Annotated in this window: 11 protein-coding genes; all 11 read left to right on the top strand. The window is 57.4% G+C overall.

The features are described from left to right. Positions 1 to 78: 78 nt before the first annotated feature. The 11 genes from AB1805_09870 (at position 79) to AB1805_09820 (ending at position 18,460) form a co-directional block, all read left to right on the top strand. Positions 79 to 5,175, top strand: a complete 5,097-nt coding sequence (locus AB1805_09870) for a copper oxidase (protein ID MEW5745726.1) — start codon at positions 79 to 81, stop codon at positions 5,173 to 5,175. Beyond that, positions 5,176 to 7,191, top strand: a complete 2,016-nt coding sequence (locus AB1805_09865) for a cytochrome D1 (GenBank protein ID MEW5745725.1) — start codon at positions 5,176 to 5,178, stop codon at positions 7,189 to 7,191. A 4-nt stretch (positions 7,192 to 7,195) separates the two neighbouring features. Further along, on the top strand, positions 7,196 to 7,840 hold the full coding sequence (locus AB1805_09860) for an SCO family protein (GenBank protein MEW5745724.1): 645 nt from the start codon (positions 7,196 to 7,198) through the stop codon (positions 7,838 to 7,840). After that, the gene (locus AB1805_09855; protein ID MEW5745723.1) at positions 7,837 to 8,457 is read left to right on the top strand and encodes an SCO family protein; all 621 of its coding nucleotides are present in this window, start codon (positions 7,837 to 7,839) and stop codon (positions 8,455 to 8,457) included. Before AB1805_09860 ends, AB1805_09855 begins: the two co-directional genes overlap by 4 nt. Continuing rightward, on the top strand, positions 8,454 to 10,088 hold the full coding sequence (locus AB1805_09850) for an ABC transporter substrate-binding protein (protein MEW5745722.1): 1,635 nt from the start codon (positions 8,454 to 8,456) through the stop codon (positions 10,086 to 10,088). Before AB1805_09855 ends, AB1805_09850 begins: the two co-directional genes overlap by 4 nt. A 271-nt stretch (positions 10,089 to 10,359) precedes the next feature. Next, on the top strand, positions 10,360 to 11,871 hold the full coding sequence (locus AB1805_09845; GenBank protein MEW5745721.1) for a choice-of-anchor L domain-containing protein: 1,512 nt from the start codon (positions 10,360 to 10,362) through the stop codon (positions 11,869 to 11,871). A gap of 92 nt (positions 11,872 to 11,963) precedes the next feature. After that, a complete protein-coding gene (locus AB1805_09840) occupies positions 11,964 to 14,003 on the top strand; it encodes a hypothetical protein (protein ID MEW5745720.1) in 2,040 nt (679 codons plus the stop codon). Positions 14,004 to 14,218: 215 nt separating this feature from the next. Further along, the gene (locus AB1805_09835) at positions 14,219 to 15,181 is read left to right on the top strand and encodes a UDP-glucuronic acid decarboxylase family protein (GenBank protein MEW5745719.1); all 963 of its coding nucleotides are present in this window, start codon (positions 14,219 to 14,221) and stop codon (positions 15,179 to 15,181) included. Next, positions 15,178 to 16,143 (top strand): UDP-glucose 4-epimerase GalE, encoded by a 966-nt coding sequence (gene galE / locus AB1805_09830; GenBank protein ID MEW5745718.1) that lies wholly within the window; start codon positions 15,178 to 15,180, stop codon positions 16,141 to 16,143. Before AB1805_09835 ends, galE begins: the two co-directional genes overlap by 4 nt. After that, entirely contained in the window at positions 16,136 to 16,960 is an 825-nt protein-coding gene (locus AB1805_09825) for a hypothetical protein (protein MEW5745717.1), read from the top strand. Before galE ends, AB1805_09825 begins: the two co-directional genes overlap by 8 nt. Before the next feature lie 21 nt (positions 16,961 to 16,981). Further along, positions 16,982 to 18,460, top strand: coding sequence for a polysaccharide biosynthesis C-terminal domain-containing protein (locus AB1805_09820; protein ID MEW5745716.1), 1,479 nt, complete (start codon positions 16,982 to 16,984; stop codon positions 18,458 to 18,460). The last annotated feature ends 319 nt before the right edge of the window (positions 18,461 to 18,779 follow it).

Raw genomic sequence — 18,779 nt, 5'->3', positions numbered from 1 at the left:
AACGGATTTTGCTCTCTCATGCTCGCCGGGATGTATGTTTTACGGGATAACGTCAGATGCAATAAATGGGGAGGCACCATGAAGACCGCAACACGTAGTATGGCACTTTTGCTCGTGGCGACGGCGATCGCCCTGGCGGGCGCTCCTGCAGCAACGGCTGCGGGCGTCTGCGAACGGACGATTACCGCGGATGTCGTCGCGCTCGACCAGCCCTTCTTCTACAACCGCCTGGGGGCGGTAAACCCTGCGGGGATGATCTTCGCCCTGAGGCGCGACGTGGTCGACGCCAGCGGCGTGCCCCTGACTGCAGGGGGCAGCGCAACCGCAGGCGCTGTCTCGCTGCGGCCCGACAAGAGGCCGAGGCCGATCGTGCTGCGCATGAATGAGGGAGACTGCCTCCAGATCAATTTCCAGAATCTCCTGGCGCCTGCCCTGCCTGCGCTGCCCGACCCGAGGGGCGACCAGCCGGCGACGAGGACAGCATCGGTCCATGTGCTCGGCATGCAGCCGGTGAACAGTATCAACGACGACGGCTCCTATGTGGGCAGCAATCCGAACAGTCTCGTGGCGCCGGGCGGGACCGCCACCTATACGCTCCGTGCGGAGAGGGAAGGGACCTTTCTCCTCTATAACGCCGCATCGACGGTGGGAGGCGAGGGCAACGGCGGCTCGCTGCCGTTCGGCCTCTTCGGTGCGGTGAACGTCCAGAAGCGCGGGGCCGAGTGGTACCGCAGCCAGGCGACGCGGGAGGAGCTCGACCTCGCGACCCTCAGAAACCAGGACGGCGCCCCCAGGAAGACTCCCGACGGACACCCGGTCATCGACTATGACGCGCTCTATCCGGGCGAAGAGCCGTACCTGGCGGAAGGGAAGGCAGGGCTCCCCATCCTGAAGATGCTCCATAACGATGCGCTTGTCCATACCGATATCAACGCGATCATCACCGGCCCGAACAGGGGCAACTTCCCTGCAGGGACCTATCCGCGCAACGATGTGCTCGTGCCTGCCCGTACCGACGATGCAACGCCGCGGAGCCGTCTCGAGCCGTACCGGGAGTTCACCGTCATCTTCCATGACGAGATCTTCGCGAAGCAGGCATTCCCCGAGTTTACCGACCCGATACTGAGCCATACGCTCCACGGCGTGCGGGACGGTTTCGCGATCAACTACGGCACTGCCGGCGCAGGCGCCGAGGTGCTCGCCAATCGCAAGAATGTCGGGCCGATGTGGGACTGCCCCGAATGCAAGTTCGAGGAGTTCTTCCTCACCTCCTGGGCAGTGGGAGACCCCGCGATGGTGGTCGATATCCCGGCAAACGCTGCGGACGGGACAGGGCAGGTCATCACCGGGCCGAAGGCGACCGTCGCCTTCTACCCCGACGACCCCTCGAACGTTCACCACAGCTACATCGGCGACCATGTGAAGTTCAGGAATCTCCATGCCGGGCCGAAAGAGCACCATATATTCCACCTCCACGCCCATCAGTGGCTCTTCAGCCCCGATGACGACGACTCGAGCTACCTCGACAGCCAGGCGATCGGACCCGGCTCGGGCTACACGTACGACATCGCGTACAACGGTTCCGGCAACCGGAACCAGACCGTGGGCGATTCGATCTTCCATTGCCATTTCTATCCCCATTTCGCGCAGGGCATGTGGGAGCTCTGGCGGGTGCATGATGTCTTCGAGGCGGGGACCGAGCTCGATTCTGCAACCGGCGCTCCGCTCCCCGGCGCGCGTGCGCTGCCGGATGCGGAGATCCTGGCGGGGACGCCGATCCCGGCGGTGGTGCCGCTTCCGCACCGCGCCATGGCGCCGATGCCGGGCGCTCTTCATATCGATAACACCACCGGCCAGGTGGTCTTCGACGACACCACCAGAAACCCCGGCTATCCTTTCTATATCCCGGGCCTGGCCGGGCATCGGCCTCCCCATCCGCCGCTCGATTTCGCGAAAGAGGCGGACGGCACTGTTCACGACGGAGGTCTGCCGCGCCATATCATTACCGGCGGCGTGGCGACATTCCCGACCACGGTCGCCGAGATGCGGCTCAACCTCGACAAGGTGCTCCACGAGGCAGACGCGATCCAGATACCCGAGAGCGGGACTCCGATGGAGCTGCTCGCGATGAACTTCCACGCGAAGCGCTTCCATAACAGCTACCTTCCGAACGGCGCGCCGGCAACGGGCACGAGCGGGTTCAAGACGAACGGCCGTCCGCCGGCGCAGGGAGCGCCCTTTGCCGACCCCTGCCTGACCGATTTCGGCACGGCAACCGGCAACAGGCGCACCTACAAGGCTGCCGCCATTCAGCTCGATATGACCTTCAATAAAGTGGGATGGCATTTCCCGCAGTCGCGCATACTCGCCCTGTGGCGCGATGTCGAGCCGACACTGAACGGTACGAGAGCGCCGGAGCCGCTCTTCTTCAGGGCCAACACGAACGACTGCATGACCTTTCTGCATACCAACCTCGTTCCCAACATCTACGAGCTGGACGACTACCAGGTGAGGACCCCGACCGATATCATCGGGCAGCACATCCACCTGGTCAAGTTCGACGTCACCTCCTCCGACGGCTCGGGCAACGGCTACAACTACGAAGACGGCACCTTCAGCCCCCAGGAGGTGCGGGAGCGCATCCATGCGATAAACCAGCGCGGCGGCTTATGGTTGTACGATCTCGCCGCACAGACAACGCTCGCTGCGAAACCGCATCCGTTCTTCGGGTCGGTCCCGGGCGTCGACGCGCTCGGCGCGCAGACGACGGTCCAGCGCTGGTACGAGGACCCGACCCTGAACAACCGCGGCCAGGACAGGACGCTCCGCACGATCTTCACCCACGACCACTTCGGCCCCTCGACGCACCAGCAGGCAGGGCTCTATGCGTCGCTCGTGGTCGAACCTGCGGGGTCGCGGTGGCGCGATCCCGAGACCGGTACGTTCTACGGCACGCGCGACGACGGCGGACCGACGAGCTGGCGCGCCGACATCCTGCCGCGCAACAGCGCCGACAGTTACCGCGAGTTCCTCTTCCAGTTCGCCGATTTCCAGCTCGCCTACCAGGCGGGGAGCGGCGGTACCGCCGCCTCTCCCGTGCCCGATCCGGAAGGCGTTATCAATCCTCCGGCAAAGGAGGAAGCGCCGCTGCCGCTGCTCGTAAAGAAGCTCGTCGATGTCTGCCCCGACGGCGTCAGCACGCCGCCCTGTCCTGAAGCGATCTCGGCGGCTGACGTGGGCACGTTCACCGTTAATTACCGCAACGAGCCCGTAGCCCTCCGCGTGCTCGATCCGGGGCTGGCCGACCTCGCCAACCCTGCGGGCAAGCAGGCCCTCGGCAGGGCGGGAGACCTCTCGCTCGTCTACCGGTCCGATGTGGCGCGGGCGATCCCCGGGCTGAATGTGCAGCCCGCCTTCTATCCGCCGCGCCTCGGCGTCACTGCCGGCGACCCCTACACGCCGCTCCTGAGGACGTACGACGGCGATAAAATACAGATACGCGTACAGGTGGGTGCTACCGAGGAGGGGCACACCATGACCTTCCACGGGCTCAAGTGGTTCTCCGAGCCCCTCGACGCCGGCTCGGGGTATCGCAACGCGCAGATGCTCGGCATTTCCGAGCACTTCGAGCTCCTGATCCCGATGACGCCTACGGAGGGGCTCGCCGGTCCCTTCAGGGACTATCTCTACAAGATGGACGCCTCGTCGGACGGGCAGTGGAACGGTATATGGGGCTTCCTGCGCTCCTACAGCTCCCGGCGGAACGACCTGCTGCCTTTGCCGAATAACCCGGCTCCTGCCAACGGCGTCTTCCTTTCGAAGATCACGAACCTGAAGGAGTTCAGGGGAGTCTGCCCGATCGCGGCGCCGCTCAGGACATTGGACGTCACCGCTGTCAGCGCGGCGAATGCATTGCCGGGCGGCACCCTGACCTACAACTCGCGTGACACCCAGTTCACGACCGCCTTCGATCCCGAACATCCGGAGGCTCCGGCAGAGGTCCGGTCCGGTCCGCTCCACGACCCGACCGCGATCCTCTATGTGCGCACGAGCGATCTCAATGCCGACGGCACCCTCAAGGCAGGGGCGCCGGTAGAGCCGCTCATCCTCAGGGCCCGTGCAGGAGAGTGCCTGCAGGTCATCCTGCGGAACAGGCTGCCCCAGGCGCTCCCCGATATGGACGGTTACTCCATACTGCCGCCGATCGTGGACGACTTCAACGCCAACCAGGTGCATCCGTCGAACAGCGTCGGGCTCCACCCGCAGCTCGTTGCGTTCGACGTCGCCCGGCATGACGGGACGAACGCGGGGCTCAATGCGGTGAAGGTCCAGACCGCTGCGCCGGGCAGGGCAGTGGTCTACCGCTGGTATGCGGGAGACCTCGCGGTCGATTCGCTGAACAGGCTGAAGGCTACGCCCATAGAGTTCGGCCCCGTCAACCTGATGCCCGCAGACCCGATCAAGCAGGCGGGCAAGGGCGCTGTCGGAGCGCTGGTCATCGAGCACCAGAATGCGACCTGGATCGAGGACCCCGGCTCCCGCGCCTCGGCGACGGTGTCGATCAACGGCGTGACGCACAGGGAGTTCGTCCTCATGTTCCAGGACGACATCAATCTCAAGGACGGTTTCGGCAACCCGATCGAAAACTTCGGCGGCGACGATGACGCGGAGGATTCGGCGCAGAAGGCGTTCAACTACCGGACCGAGCCGCTCTGGTTCCGGCTCGGCGTTGCGCCCAACCTGCCGCTGCGCGAGGCCCGCGCCATTGACTTCACCAATGTCCTCTCGAATACGATCACCGGCGGCGCAGACCCGCAGACCCCGGTCTTCGAAGCAGAGGCGGGTATGCCGGTGAGGCTCTACCTGCTCCACCCGGGCGGGCATCCGCGCAACAGCGTCTTCCAGCTGCACGGCCATATCTGGGACCGCCACCCCCATTCGCTCAACTCGACCCAGATCGGTCACAATCACGACAACCACTCCGAGATGACCGGATCGCAGGAGGGGATAGGCCCGGCGAACCACTTCGTCGTGCTGCCCCACGACGGCGCGGGCGGCGCCTTCAAAGTGCCGGGCGACTACCTCTACCGCGATATGGCGTCGTTCCAGTTCAGCGGCGGGCTCTGGGGCATCCTGCGCGTGACGCCCCCGGCAGCGACCCCGACGCCGGAATAGATGGACGGTCGTATCCATATCAAGACAGAGCGCGCAGCCCGGCCACGGGCTGCGCGCTCTGTCGGAATCGCTCTCGTCCTCGTGCTGCTATACGCCCTGCTGCCCTTCGCTATGCCCCGGTCGGCCTATGCAGACGGAGAGCAGAAACTGGTCAAAGAGGGCGTTGCCGTCGAGATGCGGGTCACGCCGATCGCGGCCGAGAAAGGTGCGGCGGAGGGAGTCCGCGAGGGTGAGGATGCCGCTGTCTCCTTCACGATCACCGGCAGCGGCACCGGCGCACCGCTGCAGGGGCTCCGTCCCGCTGTCTGGATCGACCGGCGCAAGTCGCGCATCGGCCCTGTCAAGGGAGAGCCCGAAGTCGTGCCCTGCGAAGAGAAGGTGAGGTCCTTTCTCAGGGGGAGTCTCGCTTTCAGGCCGGAGGTCGATCTCAACACGTACTATATACTAGCCCTCAACGAGAAGCCGACCATCTCGGTGATCGACCCGCTTCTCGGCTACTACACGAGCAAGCTGATCACCACCGTCATCCTGAAAAGCCCCGGCGAGGACTGGGCCCTGAGCCGCGACGGCAAGAGGCTCTTCGTCACCATGCCGAAAGCAGGTTCGGTCGCTGTCGTCGATACGGCGCTCTGGAAAGCAGTCGCCGAGATCGATGCAGGAAAGAATCCCGTGCGCATAGCCCTTCAGCCGGACGAGAAGTATCTCTGGGTCGGCAACGACACCGCTGCCGGCGACAATGCCGAAAGCGGGGTGACGGTGATCGATGTCGGCGCCCTTACGGCAGCGGCGCATATTGCTACCGGCGCAGGGAGGCACGAGATCGCCTTCAGCGACGACAGCCGCTATGCCGCGGTATCCAACAGCGAAAGCGGCACGGTCTCGGTGATCGAGACCTTCACGCTCCGCAAGATCGGCGATATTGCAGCAGGCAGCCGTCCCTCGTCGCTCGCTTTTTCGAAGCTCTCGAAATCGTTCTATGCAGCGAGCGAGGGTGACGGGAAGATCACTGTCTTCGATCCGAGGACCCTCGCGGCGACCGCGCTTGCGGCAAAGCCCGGCTTGAGGACCGTCCGCTTCTCGCTCGACGGCCGCTGGGGGTTCGTCGCCAACACCAGCGAGAATGCCGTGCATATCATCGATGCTTCGACCAACGCGATGCTCCACAGCATCACCGTCGACGACCGGCCCGACCGGATCGTCTTCACCGGCGCCTTCGCCTTCATCCGCCGCCTCGGGTCCGAAAATATCAGCATGGTCCAGCTGAACGCCCTGGGAAAGGGCGACACCCTCCCGGTGCTCACCTTCAGCGGGGGGCAGACGCCGCCTGAGCGGTATCCGGATCTCGGTCCTGCCGACACCATGACCAGAACGCCCGAGGGCGATGTCATGCTCGTCGCCAACCCGGTCGATAAGACGATCTACTACTACATGGAAGGGATGATCTCCCCCATGGGCACGTTCCAGAACTACGGCAATGTGCCGCGTGCAGTACTGGTGGTCGACCGGAGCCTCAGGGAGACGGGGCCCGGCTCCTATACCACTGTTTTCAGGGCGCCGCAGAAGGGTGTCTACGATGTCGCCTTCCTGCTCGACGCTCCCCGCCTGCACCACTGCTTTACCGTGGAGGTGAAGGAGAATCCGGCCCTCGCCCGCAGGGAGGAGTCGCCGGTCCGTATCGAATTCGCGAAAATAGAGAGGGCGGTCACCGCAGGAGAGCCCGTAACGATACGCTTCAGAGTCACCGACAGCACGACAGGTCAGCCGAAATCGGGAATACGGGACATCAGCGCCCTCTCCTTTACCTCTCCCGGCACGTGGCAGCGCCGCACCCTTGCGGAACCTCGTGACAACGGCGTCTACGAACTGTCCGTGACCGCGCCGCGCCGGGGCCTCTATTTCGTCTTCCTCGAGAGCGCTTCTCTGAATATACGCTCCAATCAGGCGCCGTCGCTGACGTTCCATGCCGTAGAAAGGGACCGCGCTCCGGGGGAGGCGCACGGGGAGAAAGGAAAGTGATCACATGAAGGCGATGCGGACCCGCGTAATGATGAAGTGCCGAAAGGCGCCCGGCTATATTGCTGCACTGATCATCGCTCTTATGGTGTTCGGCGATGCCTCTGCCAAAACGCCGTCCCGCGTGAAAGACCCCGAGCTGGTGAAGGTCGAGCTCCTCGATCTGGAGCTCCTCGACCAGGACGGCAGGAAGGTGAAGTTCAGGAGCGAGGTGATAGGCGACCGCATCGTGGTGATCAACACCTTCTATACGGCCTGCACCACCGTCTGCCCGGCCCTCATCTATATCTTCGTCGAGCTCCAGGAGCTGCTCGGTGAGTACCTCGGCAGGGAGGTGGTGCTCGTCTCCCTGAGCGTCGATCCGCGGACCGACACGCCGCTGCGGCTGAAGGAGTTCGCCCGCAAACAGAAGGCGAAGCCGGGATGGGTCTTCCTTACCGGAGACCGGGACAACCTGAGCAGAGTGCTGCTCGGGCTCGACGCCTATTCGCTCAAGATCGACGAGCACCCGGTCATGACGATCATCGGCGATAATAAAACCGGATGGAAGCGTTTTTACGGCTTTGCCGGGCCCAGGCAGCTCATGAAGCATATCGCGGCCCTCATCGAGGAACGGAAGAGCGCAGCGCTTCAGCAGAAAGGAAGATCATGATCCGGCGGTCTGCGCTGCTGGCGATCCTTTTGTTTGCGGCGGTCAGCCTGGCGCCGTGCAGGAGTCTCGCCGGGGAAGAAGGCGGCGGCGCAACCGCAGCCGGTGCAGCGGGCTTGCACATCTCCCGTGAGGACGCGAACCGCCGCTACTTCACCGACCTTCCGGTCGTCACGCATGAAGGCAACGAGGTGCGGTTCTACAGCGATCTTTTGAAAGACAGGACCGTACTGATTCACTTCTTCTATATCCGCTGTACCACGGTCTGTCCGCCTGCGCTGTCGCGGCTTACCGAGGTGCAGAAGATGCTCGGCGAGCGGCTCGGAAAGGATATCCTCCTCCTGTCGCTGAACGTGGACCCCGGCAGAGATACGCCCGAAGCGATCAGATATTACGCCAAGGTCTTCGAGCCGCAGCAGGGATGGCTCTTCGTCACGGGAGAGAAAGAGGACATCGCTGCCATCAACCGCAAGCTCGGGAACATCCATCCGGAGCCCGGGTCGCACCTGACGGTCATGCTCATGGGCAATCTGAAGACAGGGCACTGGATCAAGATGCTGCCGAGCGCTCCGGCATCGAAGATCGCCGAGACGCTCCTCTCCCTGGCGGATGAGAAATGATGAATAAGAGCATCTATCAAAATGAGCGGAGAGAGGGGGCGGGGCATACCATTCCCCGCCCCCTCTGCCTCATTGCCGCTGTCTTTTTATGCGCCGGGCTGCTCTGTTCCGCCTCTCTCTCGGCGGCGGGCTCCCTGACCCCGCAGGAGAAGCGGGGCAGGCATATTTATATAAGGACCGAGAGCCCCTCCGGCGAAAAGATCAGGGCCTATATCGGGAAGGATCTGATGGAAGCGCCCGGCTCTGCCATGCCCTGCGCAGGCTGCCACGGCATGGACGGGCTCGGCAGGCCCGAGAGCGGGGTCATCCCCACCAACGTCACCTGGGAGCATATGACGAAGCCCTACGGCGTGCGGCACGAGAGCGGCAGGACGCATCCCCCCTACACCGGGGAGACCCTCGCGAGGTCTATCGCAGAGGGCATCGATCCCGCGGGAAACCGACTCGACCCCTCGATGCCGCTCTACCTGCTCTCGAAACAGGACATGGCGGACCTCGTCGCGTATATGAAGCGGCTCGGCAGCCTCTCCGATCCGGGCGTCTCCCCTTCGGGCATACGGATCGGTACGCTCCTGCCTTCGCACGGTCAGCTCACCGGCGCCGGCGCTGCCATGAGGGCCGCGGTCGAGGCGTATTTCATGGAGATCAATCAGCAGGGAGGGCTGTATAACCGGCGGCTCGAGCTCGTGGCAGCCGAATACGGCGCCGGCGCGACTGCGCCGGTCGTAAAAGCGCGTACCATGATAGAGGAGGGCGACGTCTTCGCACTCGCTGCTGGCCTCTTTGCCGGTGCGGAAGGCGAGGTCGCGGCGCTCGTCGAAGCCGAGGGCGTGCCGTTCATCGGTCCTCTTACGCTTTTCCCGCAGGACCCGCATACGCTGAACAACGCCACCTTTTATGTCTTCTCAGGATTGGGCGACCAGGCGCGCGCGCTGGTCGATTACGCAACGCAGCGGCAGAAGAGGCCGGCAATGGCCGTTGTGTACGACAGCACCGGGACCAGGCACGGCATTATCGAGGCGGCGCGGGAGCAGCTGCGGAAGCATGGGCTTGCCGCTGTCAGCGTCATCGGGTTCGGAGGCGGTCGGCCCGATGCTGCCCGGACAGTCCGGGAGCTGCAGCAGGCCGGCGTCGACTCCCTGCTCTTTTTCGGGTCGCCGGAGGCGTTGAAGTCCGTGCTGGCCGAAGCGGACCGCGTCCAGTGGCAGCCGCTCGTGCTTCTTGCAGGGGCACAGAGCGCAAAAGAGCTTTTCGCCATGCCGCTCTCGTTCCATGAGAAGATAGTCCTCTCCTCGCCGACAGCGCCCTCCGATCTCCATGGACCGGGGGCCGTCGAATTCGCCCTGCTTGCCGAGAAGTATCGCCTTTCTCCGGACCATAAGGCGGCTCAGATCTCCGCGTATGCCGCTGCCCGCATCCTGGTAGAGGGGCTGAAGTCGGGCGGCAGGGAGCTGACGAGAGAAAAGCTGGTGAAGGCGCTCGAGGGGCTCTACCGCTTCGAGACCGGCGTGACGCCGCGCATATCCTATGCCCCGAACAGGCGCACCGGCGCACTGGGCGCCCATATCATCACCGTCGATCTCGTCGATAAGACCTTCAGACCCGCCGGCGACTGGATCACTCCCCGCTAACATTCTCCTCATTCTGTCTGCTCGATGCTCTAAATTGATTAATTCAAAATGAATGGACCCCGCAGCACGAAATAATACCTGAGCTCTCTTTTCTTCTACTCTGTGACAGAAGTGGCAGGATCGGCTCGCGCTAGCGCCACATGTGGCAGACTCTGCGGTGATTAAGCTTTTTTAATTTTTTGGCCTGCATCTTGCTACTTACTCTCCAGGTGCATCGAAGAGATATTCCTTACGATGTTAATTCGCTGAAAGCGTAAATTGGGGAGGCATTATGAGAACGGTACTGAAGATGGCGCTCATTTCAGTATTCATCATCGCAAGCGGCATTCCGGCGTTCGCCATCGGGTTCGAAGACCTGCAGGATCTGACCGAGATCACCGAGCAGGAGCTTACGGACAAGCTGATGGGCTCGGGGGGGCCTCAGGTCAGCAATATCGTCTACACCGGGGAGCCTGAAGCGGCGGGTATATTCAGGAACGGCCTCGTGGACGGCATCGGCATCGATGAAGGTATCCTGCTGACCACGGGGTCCATTTTCAATGCCGTCGGTCCCAACGACGGGGCATACGGCAGCGCAAACTTTTTGGATGGCGATACCGATCTCGACGGCCTCGTTGCGCCGTATATGACGGCTGACGCGAGCGTGCTCGAGTTCGATTTCATCCCGCCCTCGAACAAGAACATCGCCACCTTCAGCTTCGTCTTCGCCTCGGAAGAGTACAACACCTTCGTCGGCGAGGAGTTCAACGATATTGTCGCATTGTACGTCGACGGCGTGAACTACGCCCTGGTCCCGGGTACCTCGAACCCCGTAACCATCAATACCCTCAACGGGACCGCGACCCCCGCCGGCTTCATCAACAACGATCCCCTCGATTTCGGGACGCCTACCCCTTTTGGCACGCAATATAACGGGTTCAGCAAGGTGATATCAGCGACGGTTCCCATCGACCCAGGAGCGGTCCACCACGTCAAGATCGTGATCGCCGACACGAGCGACGACGGGTTCGACATGGACGGCGATTCTGCCGTCTTCCTTGCGCCGGTGGAGTTCTCGGAGAATTTCCCGGCAGCGAAGATCGGGGTGTTCGGCAATGCCATATGGAGACTCGACTCTAATGGAAACGGTGTCTTCGACCCTGGCACTGACTTCACTTCCAACAGATTTGGCCTCGCAAGCGATGTTCCTGTAGCAGGAAGTTGGGATGGATCGGCCATTTCGAGGATAGGAACATTCAGAAGCGGCAAGTGGTTCCTCGACACTAACGGCAACGGCATATGGAATCAAGGGGTAGATGCTACCATAGCCTTCGGCATCGCTGGCGACATCCCGGTGACCGGAGATTGGAATAACGACGGCATTACTGATATCGGTGTGTTCCGTGGCGGCAAGTGGTATCTGGATGCAAATGGCAACAGGAGATGGGATCAGGGAGTGGATTCTACATTTGCCTTTGGTCTAACGGGGGATAAACCGATAACAGGCGACTGGAACGGCTCGGGGACAACAAAGATCGGTGTAGTCCGCGGAAACACATGGTTCCTTGACAACGGCAACGGTAGATGGGATGCCGGCATCGACTCTGCCTTTACCTTCGGTCTTGCTACCGATATCCCTGTAGCAGGCGACTGGAACGGTGATGGTATAACAGAAATAGGAGTTTTTAGAAGTGGAACATGGATACTGGATCTGAACGGTAATAGGATTCTTGAGGATTGCACTATTGACGGCTGTTTCACCTTCGGTGCAGCAGGAGATAAACCGGTTATCGGCATATGGTAGTTAGTCAGGGACGCTCTAGAAAACCTTGAGCGCCCTCCGAACTTTAATAGTTAGAAACGAGAAGGCGCAACAAGACGAAAAAGGAGAGAGCCATGAAGCAAAGAGAACGTATCATGCTCATCGTTACAGCAGCTTTTGTCCTATCGCTCATAGTATCGTCAGCGGCCCACGCTGCTCTGAATGTAATGGGACCGATCGATCCGAACAACGGGTTCCCGAAATACTACCAGGACAGCAACGGGCTGGCGCTCGAATTGTGCATACCGAATGTGCAGGAACTGGCCGACGGCGCATGTCTCATTCTGCCAGCGGATGTGCCGAGCCCCCTCGCCCCCATCGTCTTCCCTACCAACTTCCCCGGAGAAGCGTTCTGGTGGGCGGGCGGCACGATCATCGATCTGCCGGGCGGCGGCAGCGCCGATCTGGTCATGGCCCTTGAAGCGGCCTTCGCCTTCGAGGAACCGATCCAGGGCGACCAGGTATCGTTCGGCCGCGTCCGCATCCGGGTCGATATTCCCGCTCCAGGCGGAAACTATGTAGTGACGACCCCTTATGGTATTTTTCCGTTTAACAATGTACAGCCGGGGGTCAGGGCGATCAATATGACCCAGGATATCGGCATCACCGTTCCCGGCGTCTTCACCGGTGCGCTCGGCAGCAGCATCGGGCCCTATCTCAGACCTTCGTTAACGCCGGGAGGCGCGCCGCTTCCGTTCTTCGATCTCTATCCGGGAAGCGGCAAGCTTTATATCGCCCAGCCTGCCGCACTCGGGCCTGTGACGGGAGGTCCTTTCGGCAATGTATTCCGCGTTGAGGGCCCGAACATCGGGGGCCCCGGCATAAACTCTATCGAAACTGTGAATTTCGAGCTCGTCGGCAGATTATTCGACGGCGTCCTTCCCACCCCCCTGACCCCGACAAGGACGACCTACAGCAGGACTGCAGCCGGTCAGGGGCAGATTGATATTTTCGCCGATTCCGCACCGGCGGCGACCGTCACCGTGAGCGGCGGCGCCAATATGCCGCCAGGCGAAGTCGCTCTTGCGGGCAGCGCAATAGGGAACTTCTTTGCCACTATAAATCTGGCTGATGCGACAGTACTACCACCCTTTGTGACGTTGACTGCAAATGCCGCGGGTAGCTCTGCTTCCTCCATTAGTAGTGCTCTTACTGATTCAGTCACTATTAGTAAAGCGGAATACAATATTACAAAAGCAACGCTTACCATTATGGCATCGTCGAGTGACAAGGCTGTGCCCCCATCGCTTACCGCTGATGCTCCTGGCGCTGGTCTCCCGCTCGGAACTCTTACCAATGACACTTTGGTGTTAACGGGAATTCAGGCACCTCCGGCTTCAGTTATTGTGACATCATCGGCAGGAGGATCTGCCACTGCTCAGGTTGCCCTTTTGGGCTCTCCTCAGTCGGTCGGTATTTTCCGCAGCGGTATATGGAACCTCGACGTGAATACCAATGGCATTTTTGATGCGGGAATAGACCTTGTCTATAATTTTGGTCTCGCAGGCGATAAAGCGTTATCCGGTGACTGGAACGGTGATGGCAAGGTAAAAATTGGCGCCTTCCGCGGCGGCAGATGGTTCTTGGACGCCAACGGCAACGGCGCATGGAACCCTGGTATTGATTTTACCTACAGCTTTGGTCTCTCGACCGATATCCCGGTGACCGGTGACTGGAACGGTGATACCAAGACAAAGATCGGAACCTTTAGAAACGGCCAATGGTTCCTTGATAATGGCAACGGCGTATGGAATCCGGGTACTGATACCATCTACACTTTTGGCAGCATCGGTGATACTCCGGTAGCCGGAGACTGGACCGGAAACGGCAAGACGAAGATCGGCGTCTTCAGAGGCGGCACATGGACAGTTGACATTAACGGCAACGGTCTCTTTGACGGATGCGCGATTGATGGCTGCTATTCCTATGGATCTGCCGGGGACATCCCGGTGACCGGAGACTGGACCGGAAATGGCAGAACAAGGATCGGTGTCTTCAGAAACGGCGCGTGGACTCTTGACCTCAATGGAAACGGCATTCTCGATGCCTGCGGTGTCGACGCATGTTACACATACGGTGTGGCAGGCGACCAGCCGGTGACCGGAAACTGGTAGTTTCAACTCTTGTCCTAAAACAAGGAGGTGCGCTGCAGAACAGCGCACCTCCTTGTTTATTGATGCTTATGCTGCAAAAGGGATTATATATTGGGGCAGCTTGAAAATAGTATAATATTAAGCATGTTGCTTAAGCGTGAGTAGGCATGAGTATAGGTTGAGATATAGTAACAGATAAATTGTAGGTTAAATGCGACGATAAAATAGAATCAGCTATGAAAAATTACCTAAATAAAAGAATACTGGTAACCGGTGGCGCAGGCTTTATCGGTGCGCATCTCTGCGAACGGCTTTTAAGTGAGGGCCATGAAATAGTATGCGCAGACAATTTTTTTACCGGCCGTCGGGCAAATATCGCACATCTCCTCAAGAATCCGTATTTTGAGGTCCTGAGACACGATATCACGTTCCCTTTGTATCTGGAAGTTGACGAAATTTATAACCTCGCCTGTCCGGCATCACCCATACACTACCAGTTCGATCCTGTGCAAACCACCAAAACCAGTGTACACGGCGCAATTAATATGCTCGGTCTGGCTAAACGGATAAGGGCTAAAATATTGCAAGCATCGACTTCCGAAGTCTATGGAGATCCCAAAATCCATCCACAATGCGAGTCATACTGGGGCAATGTGAACCCCATCGGCATGAGATCATGCTACGACGAGGGTAAACGCTGTGCTGAAACACTCTTTTTCGATTATCACCGTCAGCATAAGCTGAGAATCAAAGTCGCAAGGATATTTAACACGTATGGACCGAAAATGCATCCTAATGACGGTCGGGTAGTAAGTAACTTTATTATGCAGGCCCTTAAGGGCGAGGATATTACGGTTTACGGTGACGGGAAACAGACGAGGAGCTTTTGTTATGTCGATGATCTTGTTGACGGACTCGTCAGGCTCATGGACAGCGCTGATGAATTCACGGGGCCGGTGAATCTTGGTAATCCGACTGAATTTACCATCCTTGAGCTTGCCGAGCAGGTGATACAAATGACGGGTTCGAGTTCGAAGATAATATTTCGTCCACTTCCTCAGGACGATCCGATGCAGAGAAAGCCGGATATTACGCTTGCCGAACAGCAGCTAAGCTGGATGCCAGCAGTATCCTTGGATAAGGGGCTCAAGAAGACTATTGTCTATTTTGAGACTTTGATCAAGGGCAATCTGAAATGATCCTCATTGCAGGGGGTGCAGGGTATATTGGCTCCCATACAAATAAGCTTCTCAATAAAAAAGGATATAAAACTATTGTATTCGATAACCTGATCTATGGTCATAGAGAATTCGTCAAATGGGGAGAGTTTGTATTAGGCGATCTGGCAGACAAAGACCAGATAAGGTGTTGCTTCGAAAAATTCCCGGTAAAGGCAGTTCTGCATTTCAGCGCCTACGCGTACGTCGGTGAATCTGTCACTGATCCAGCAAAATATTATCATAACAATGTTTCCAATACGCTGAATCTTCTAGCGGTCATGAGGGAATATAACGTAAAGTATTTCATTTTCTCCTCGACCTGCGCGACGTATGGAATGCCAACTCAAATCCCTATTAGAGAGGATCACCCGCAGAATCCAGTAAATCCCTACGGTAAAAGCAAGTTAATGGTTGAGGAGATACTGAAAGATTATGACAGGGCCTACGGTATTAAACACATCATCTTGCGCTATTTTAATGCTGCAGGAGCAGATACTGAGGGTGAGCTTGGGGAATGGCATGAGCCCGAAACCCACCTGATACCACTTATTTTGGATGCAGCAGCAGGTAGAAGCGCTGAGATTAAAATATTCGGCACAGATTATGATACTCCCGACGGAACATGCATACGGGACTATATCCATGTCACTGATCTGGCTGGTGCGCACATCCTGGCTCTCGAATATTTGATTAATAACAGCAAGAGCGATGTTTTTAATTTGGGAAACGGTAGTGGGTTCTCAGTACGAGAAGTGATTGAAGCTGCGCGAGAAGTAACCGGAAAAAAAATCAATGCGGTCGAGTGCCAGCGGAGGGTAGGCGATCCTCACATACTTATTGGTAGCTCAAAAAAAATAAGAGAAACCCTAAAATGGAAACCCGATTACGATTCGTTATCTGCAATTATTGAGACAGCATGGAGGTGGCACTGTCATGTCTAAATATAAATGGTTATCATTATTTTTTTTTATATTAGTTGTTCTCCTTTCTCTTGCAGCATACGCACAGGATTCAAAGACTAGATTTCCGGTTTTCGATGCCACGCTGTATAAAGAGAAACCTGATCTTTCACTGCATGGCTTGATTCCTCTCCGCATTATTTACACTGGAGAGCTTTGGAATAAAGGGGAAAACAAAGATGAGCCGAACAGGGAGAAAATTATCGAGATTGCGAAGACATTGCAGCCCCATTCGATTGTCTGTATTGATATTGAGCACTGGCCTGTTGTGGGTAATCCGGATGAGGTAAAGAAAAGCATCATTAAATACAAGACTGTTGCTTCGCTGATCAAAGAAATAAACCCGACGGTTAAAATAGGCTTTTACGGTGTGCTGCCCGTCAGGGATTACTGGAGAGCTAACGGCGCAAAGGGAAAAGACAAATTTGAAGAGTGGCTTCTTGAAAATAAAGCATTACAGCCCATAGCTGAAGTCATAGATGTCGTGTTCCCTTCGCTTTATACCTTTTATAGTGATAAAGAGGGATGGGAAGTTTACGCTATTGAGAACCTGAAGGAGGCCAAAAAGTACAGCAAGCCTGTTTACCCGTTTCTATGGCCGATGTATCACGAAAGTAATTTTTTGCTGAAGGAGCAGTATATTTCTGGCGACTTCTGGCATCTCCAGCTTAACATATCCCGCGATTATGCTGACGGCGTAATAATATGGGGGGGATGGCAGGAAGAATGGAATGAGCATGCAGCATGGTGGACTGAAACAAAAAAATTTAGGGGAAGTCTCGACAAATCAGGACCTTAGGGTGACAAACGAGAGGGCTCAGTGACACTGAAAGAGCTATGGCAAAATATTGGGCGCGAAGCATTCTGGCTGATACTTGGGCATATAATATCGGCTCTCGGCGGGTTATTTGCAATTCGCATGCTTACGGGCTATTTCTCCCGCGAGGTGTACGGCCTCTCATGGTTATTTATAAACGGAGTGACCCTTATTGCTATGGTATTTGCACATCCTCTGGCGCAGGCAGTACGCCGCTTTTATCATGAAGAGGAGCGCAGGAACCGGCTTGATGCTCTTTTGGGTATGGTGTGGCGTTTTCAGTTATGGATTACCTGCGGGTTAACCATACTCTATGCAATAATTGTATTCTTCTTTGGATATGCAGGAGGAGAGAACAAGGTCTCGCTGCTGATAATGCCCGCGTATTTTTTCTCATTGGCCAGTATTACGATCGCCCAGGCCCTTCTTAATACAAGTAGAAAAAGAGGGAGCCTTGTCGCCTTATCTTTGCCGGATGCCTGGTTGAAACCTTTGGGAGCGCTAGCGCTTTGTATTATCTGGAAGCCGAGTGTCGACGCGTTTGTTTTAGGGTATGCTTTGTCTACCATATTAACGGGTGCGGCGGGGATGGTATGGATTAACCGGTATGGGAGCGCATCCCTTTTTAGACAAGCTATGCCCGATACTGCATATGTGCGACAAGTGTTGCCATATATTCTTCCCTGGATCGGGCTTGCAGGTTTTAACTGGATGCTCTCATTGAGCGACAGGTATATCGTCAATATGTTTTTGGGCGAAGCGCTGACTGGAACATATGTTGCGTCATATCAGGTGGGGAGCGCGCCGTTCCAGTTTCTGGGGGGCGTTTTCGGGTTTTTGGTGCAGCCGATTATTTTTCAGTACAGCAGTATGTCGGTGAAGAAAGGGGCAGAAAAGATTTCTTCCGCTCTTGTCGCTTTTGCATGGATCAGTGTGCCGATGCTCGCGGCCTTCATCATTATGCACCAATGGTTGATGCGCTGGCTTGTGGCTCCTGCATTTTGGAGCGGCGTCGACGCTATCGTCTGGATCGGCTTGGGAATATATATGTGGGTATTTGGAAACATTGTAATGAATGCGCTCCTGGTTATGAAGCAGACCATGCCGCTGTTGAAAATATCCGCCCTCGCCGCAGGTATCAATATAGGTCTAAATCTCCTCTTAGTGCCGCGCTGGGGAATAGCCGGCGCCGGTATCTCGACTTTTTTGGCCTATGCGTTCAATGCAGCGGCTTTGTTGTATGCAGGGAAGCAAGCCTTGGAGTGGCGTTTCCCCTGGCAGTCCTATTGGATCGCTCTGCTGATAGCCGGATCAGCAGGGCTGGCGGGCAAGCTTGCACATCTCTATTTATTCGAAAGCAGTTATACGCTCATGGCCTTTGCCGGCGTTTCCAGCATTTTTCTGATAGTGACGGGAACTTTTATCATGTTATTCAAAAATCGTGTGACACGCGACTATCAGGTAATGGTAAGCCGCGTCTGACAGGGAAGGATAGATATGAGGAAGCCGCTTCTATTTTGTCTCTGGTTATTCGTTATTCTGCTCAACGGCTTATTTATGCGTACCTATTATAGAGACAGCGAGTCCTTTGCTATGGTGGTTTCAATGCTTATTGCTTTGAGCTGGCCAGCAAGTCTCTTCTTTTTCTACAAACCCTTCAAGGAAAGTCTGCTGTTACTAAGGTGTACGTAAGTAAGGCTACATATCGGCGGCATAGCGAACAGAAGGAGCCTGGAAGAAATTACGAACAAGTCCAGGCAGCTTTTGCAGTGAACGGAGGAATCCTATGACCTTATGCTTG

The organism is Nitrospirota bacterium (assembly GCA_040752355.1).
GTDB lineage: Bacteria > Nitrospirota > Thermodesulfovibrionia > Thermodesulfovibrionales > Dissulfurispiraceae > JBFMCP01.
This window is presented reverse-complemented; position numbering and strand designations above follow the sequence as displayed.

Bases quoted from the DNA above. Each gene is read 5' to 3' on its own strand.
- AB1805_09870 (MEW5745726.1), top strand. From the start codon at position 79: ATGAAGACCGCAACACGTAGTATGGCACTTTTGCTCGTGGCGACGGCG.
- AB1805_09865 (MEW5745725.1), top strand. From the start codon at position 5,176: ATGGACGGTCGTATCCATATCAAGACAGAGCGCGCAGCCCGGCCACGG.
- AB1805_09860 (MEW5745724.1), top strand. From the start codon at position 7,196: ATGAAGGCGATGCGGACCCGCGTAATGATGAAGTGCCGAAAGGCGCCC.
- AB1805_09855 (MEW5745723.1), top strand. From the start codon at position 7,837: ATGATCCGGCGGTCTGCGCTGCTGGCGATCCTTTTGTTTGCGGCGGTC.
- AB1805_09850 (MEW5745722.1), top strand. From the start codon at position 8,454: ATGATGAATAAGAGCATCTATCAAAATGAGCGGAGAGAGGGGGCGGGG.
- AB1805_09845 (MEW5745721.1), top strand. From the start codon at position 10,360: ATGAGAACGGTACTGAAGATGGCGCTCATTTCAGTATTCATCATCGCA.
- AB1805_09840 (MEW5745720.1), top strand. From the start codon at position 11,964: ATGAAGCAAAGAGAACGTATCATGCTCATCGTTACAGCAGCTTTTGTC.
- AB1805_09835 (MEW5745719.1), top strand. From the start codon at position 14,219: ATGAAAAATTACCTAAATAAAAGAATACTGGTAACCGGTGGCGCAGGC.
- galE (MEW5745718.1), top strand. From the start codon at position 15,178: ATGATCCTCATTGCAGGGGGTGCAGGGTATATTGGCTCCCATACAAAT.
- AB1805_09825 (MEW5745717.1), top strand. From the start codon at position 16,136: ATGTCTAAATATAAATGGTTATCATTATTTTTTTTTATATTAGTTGTT.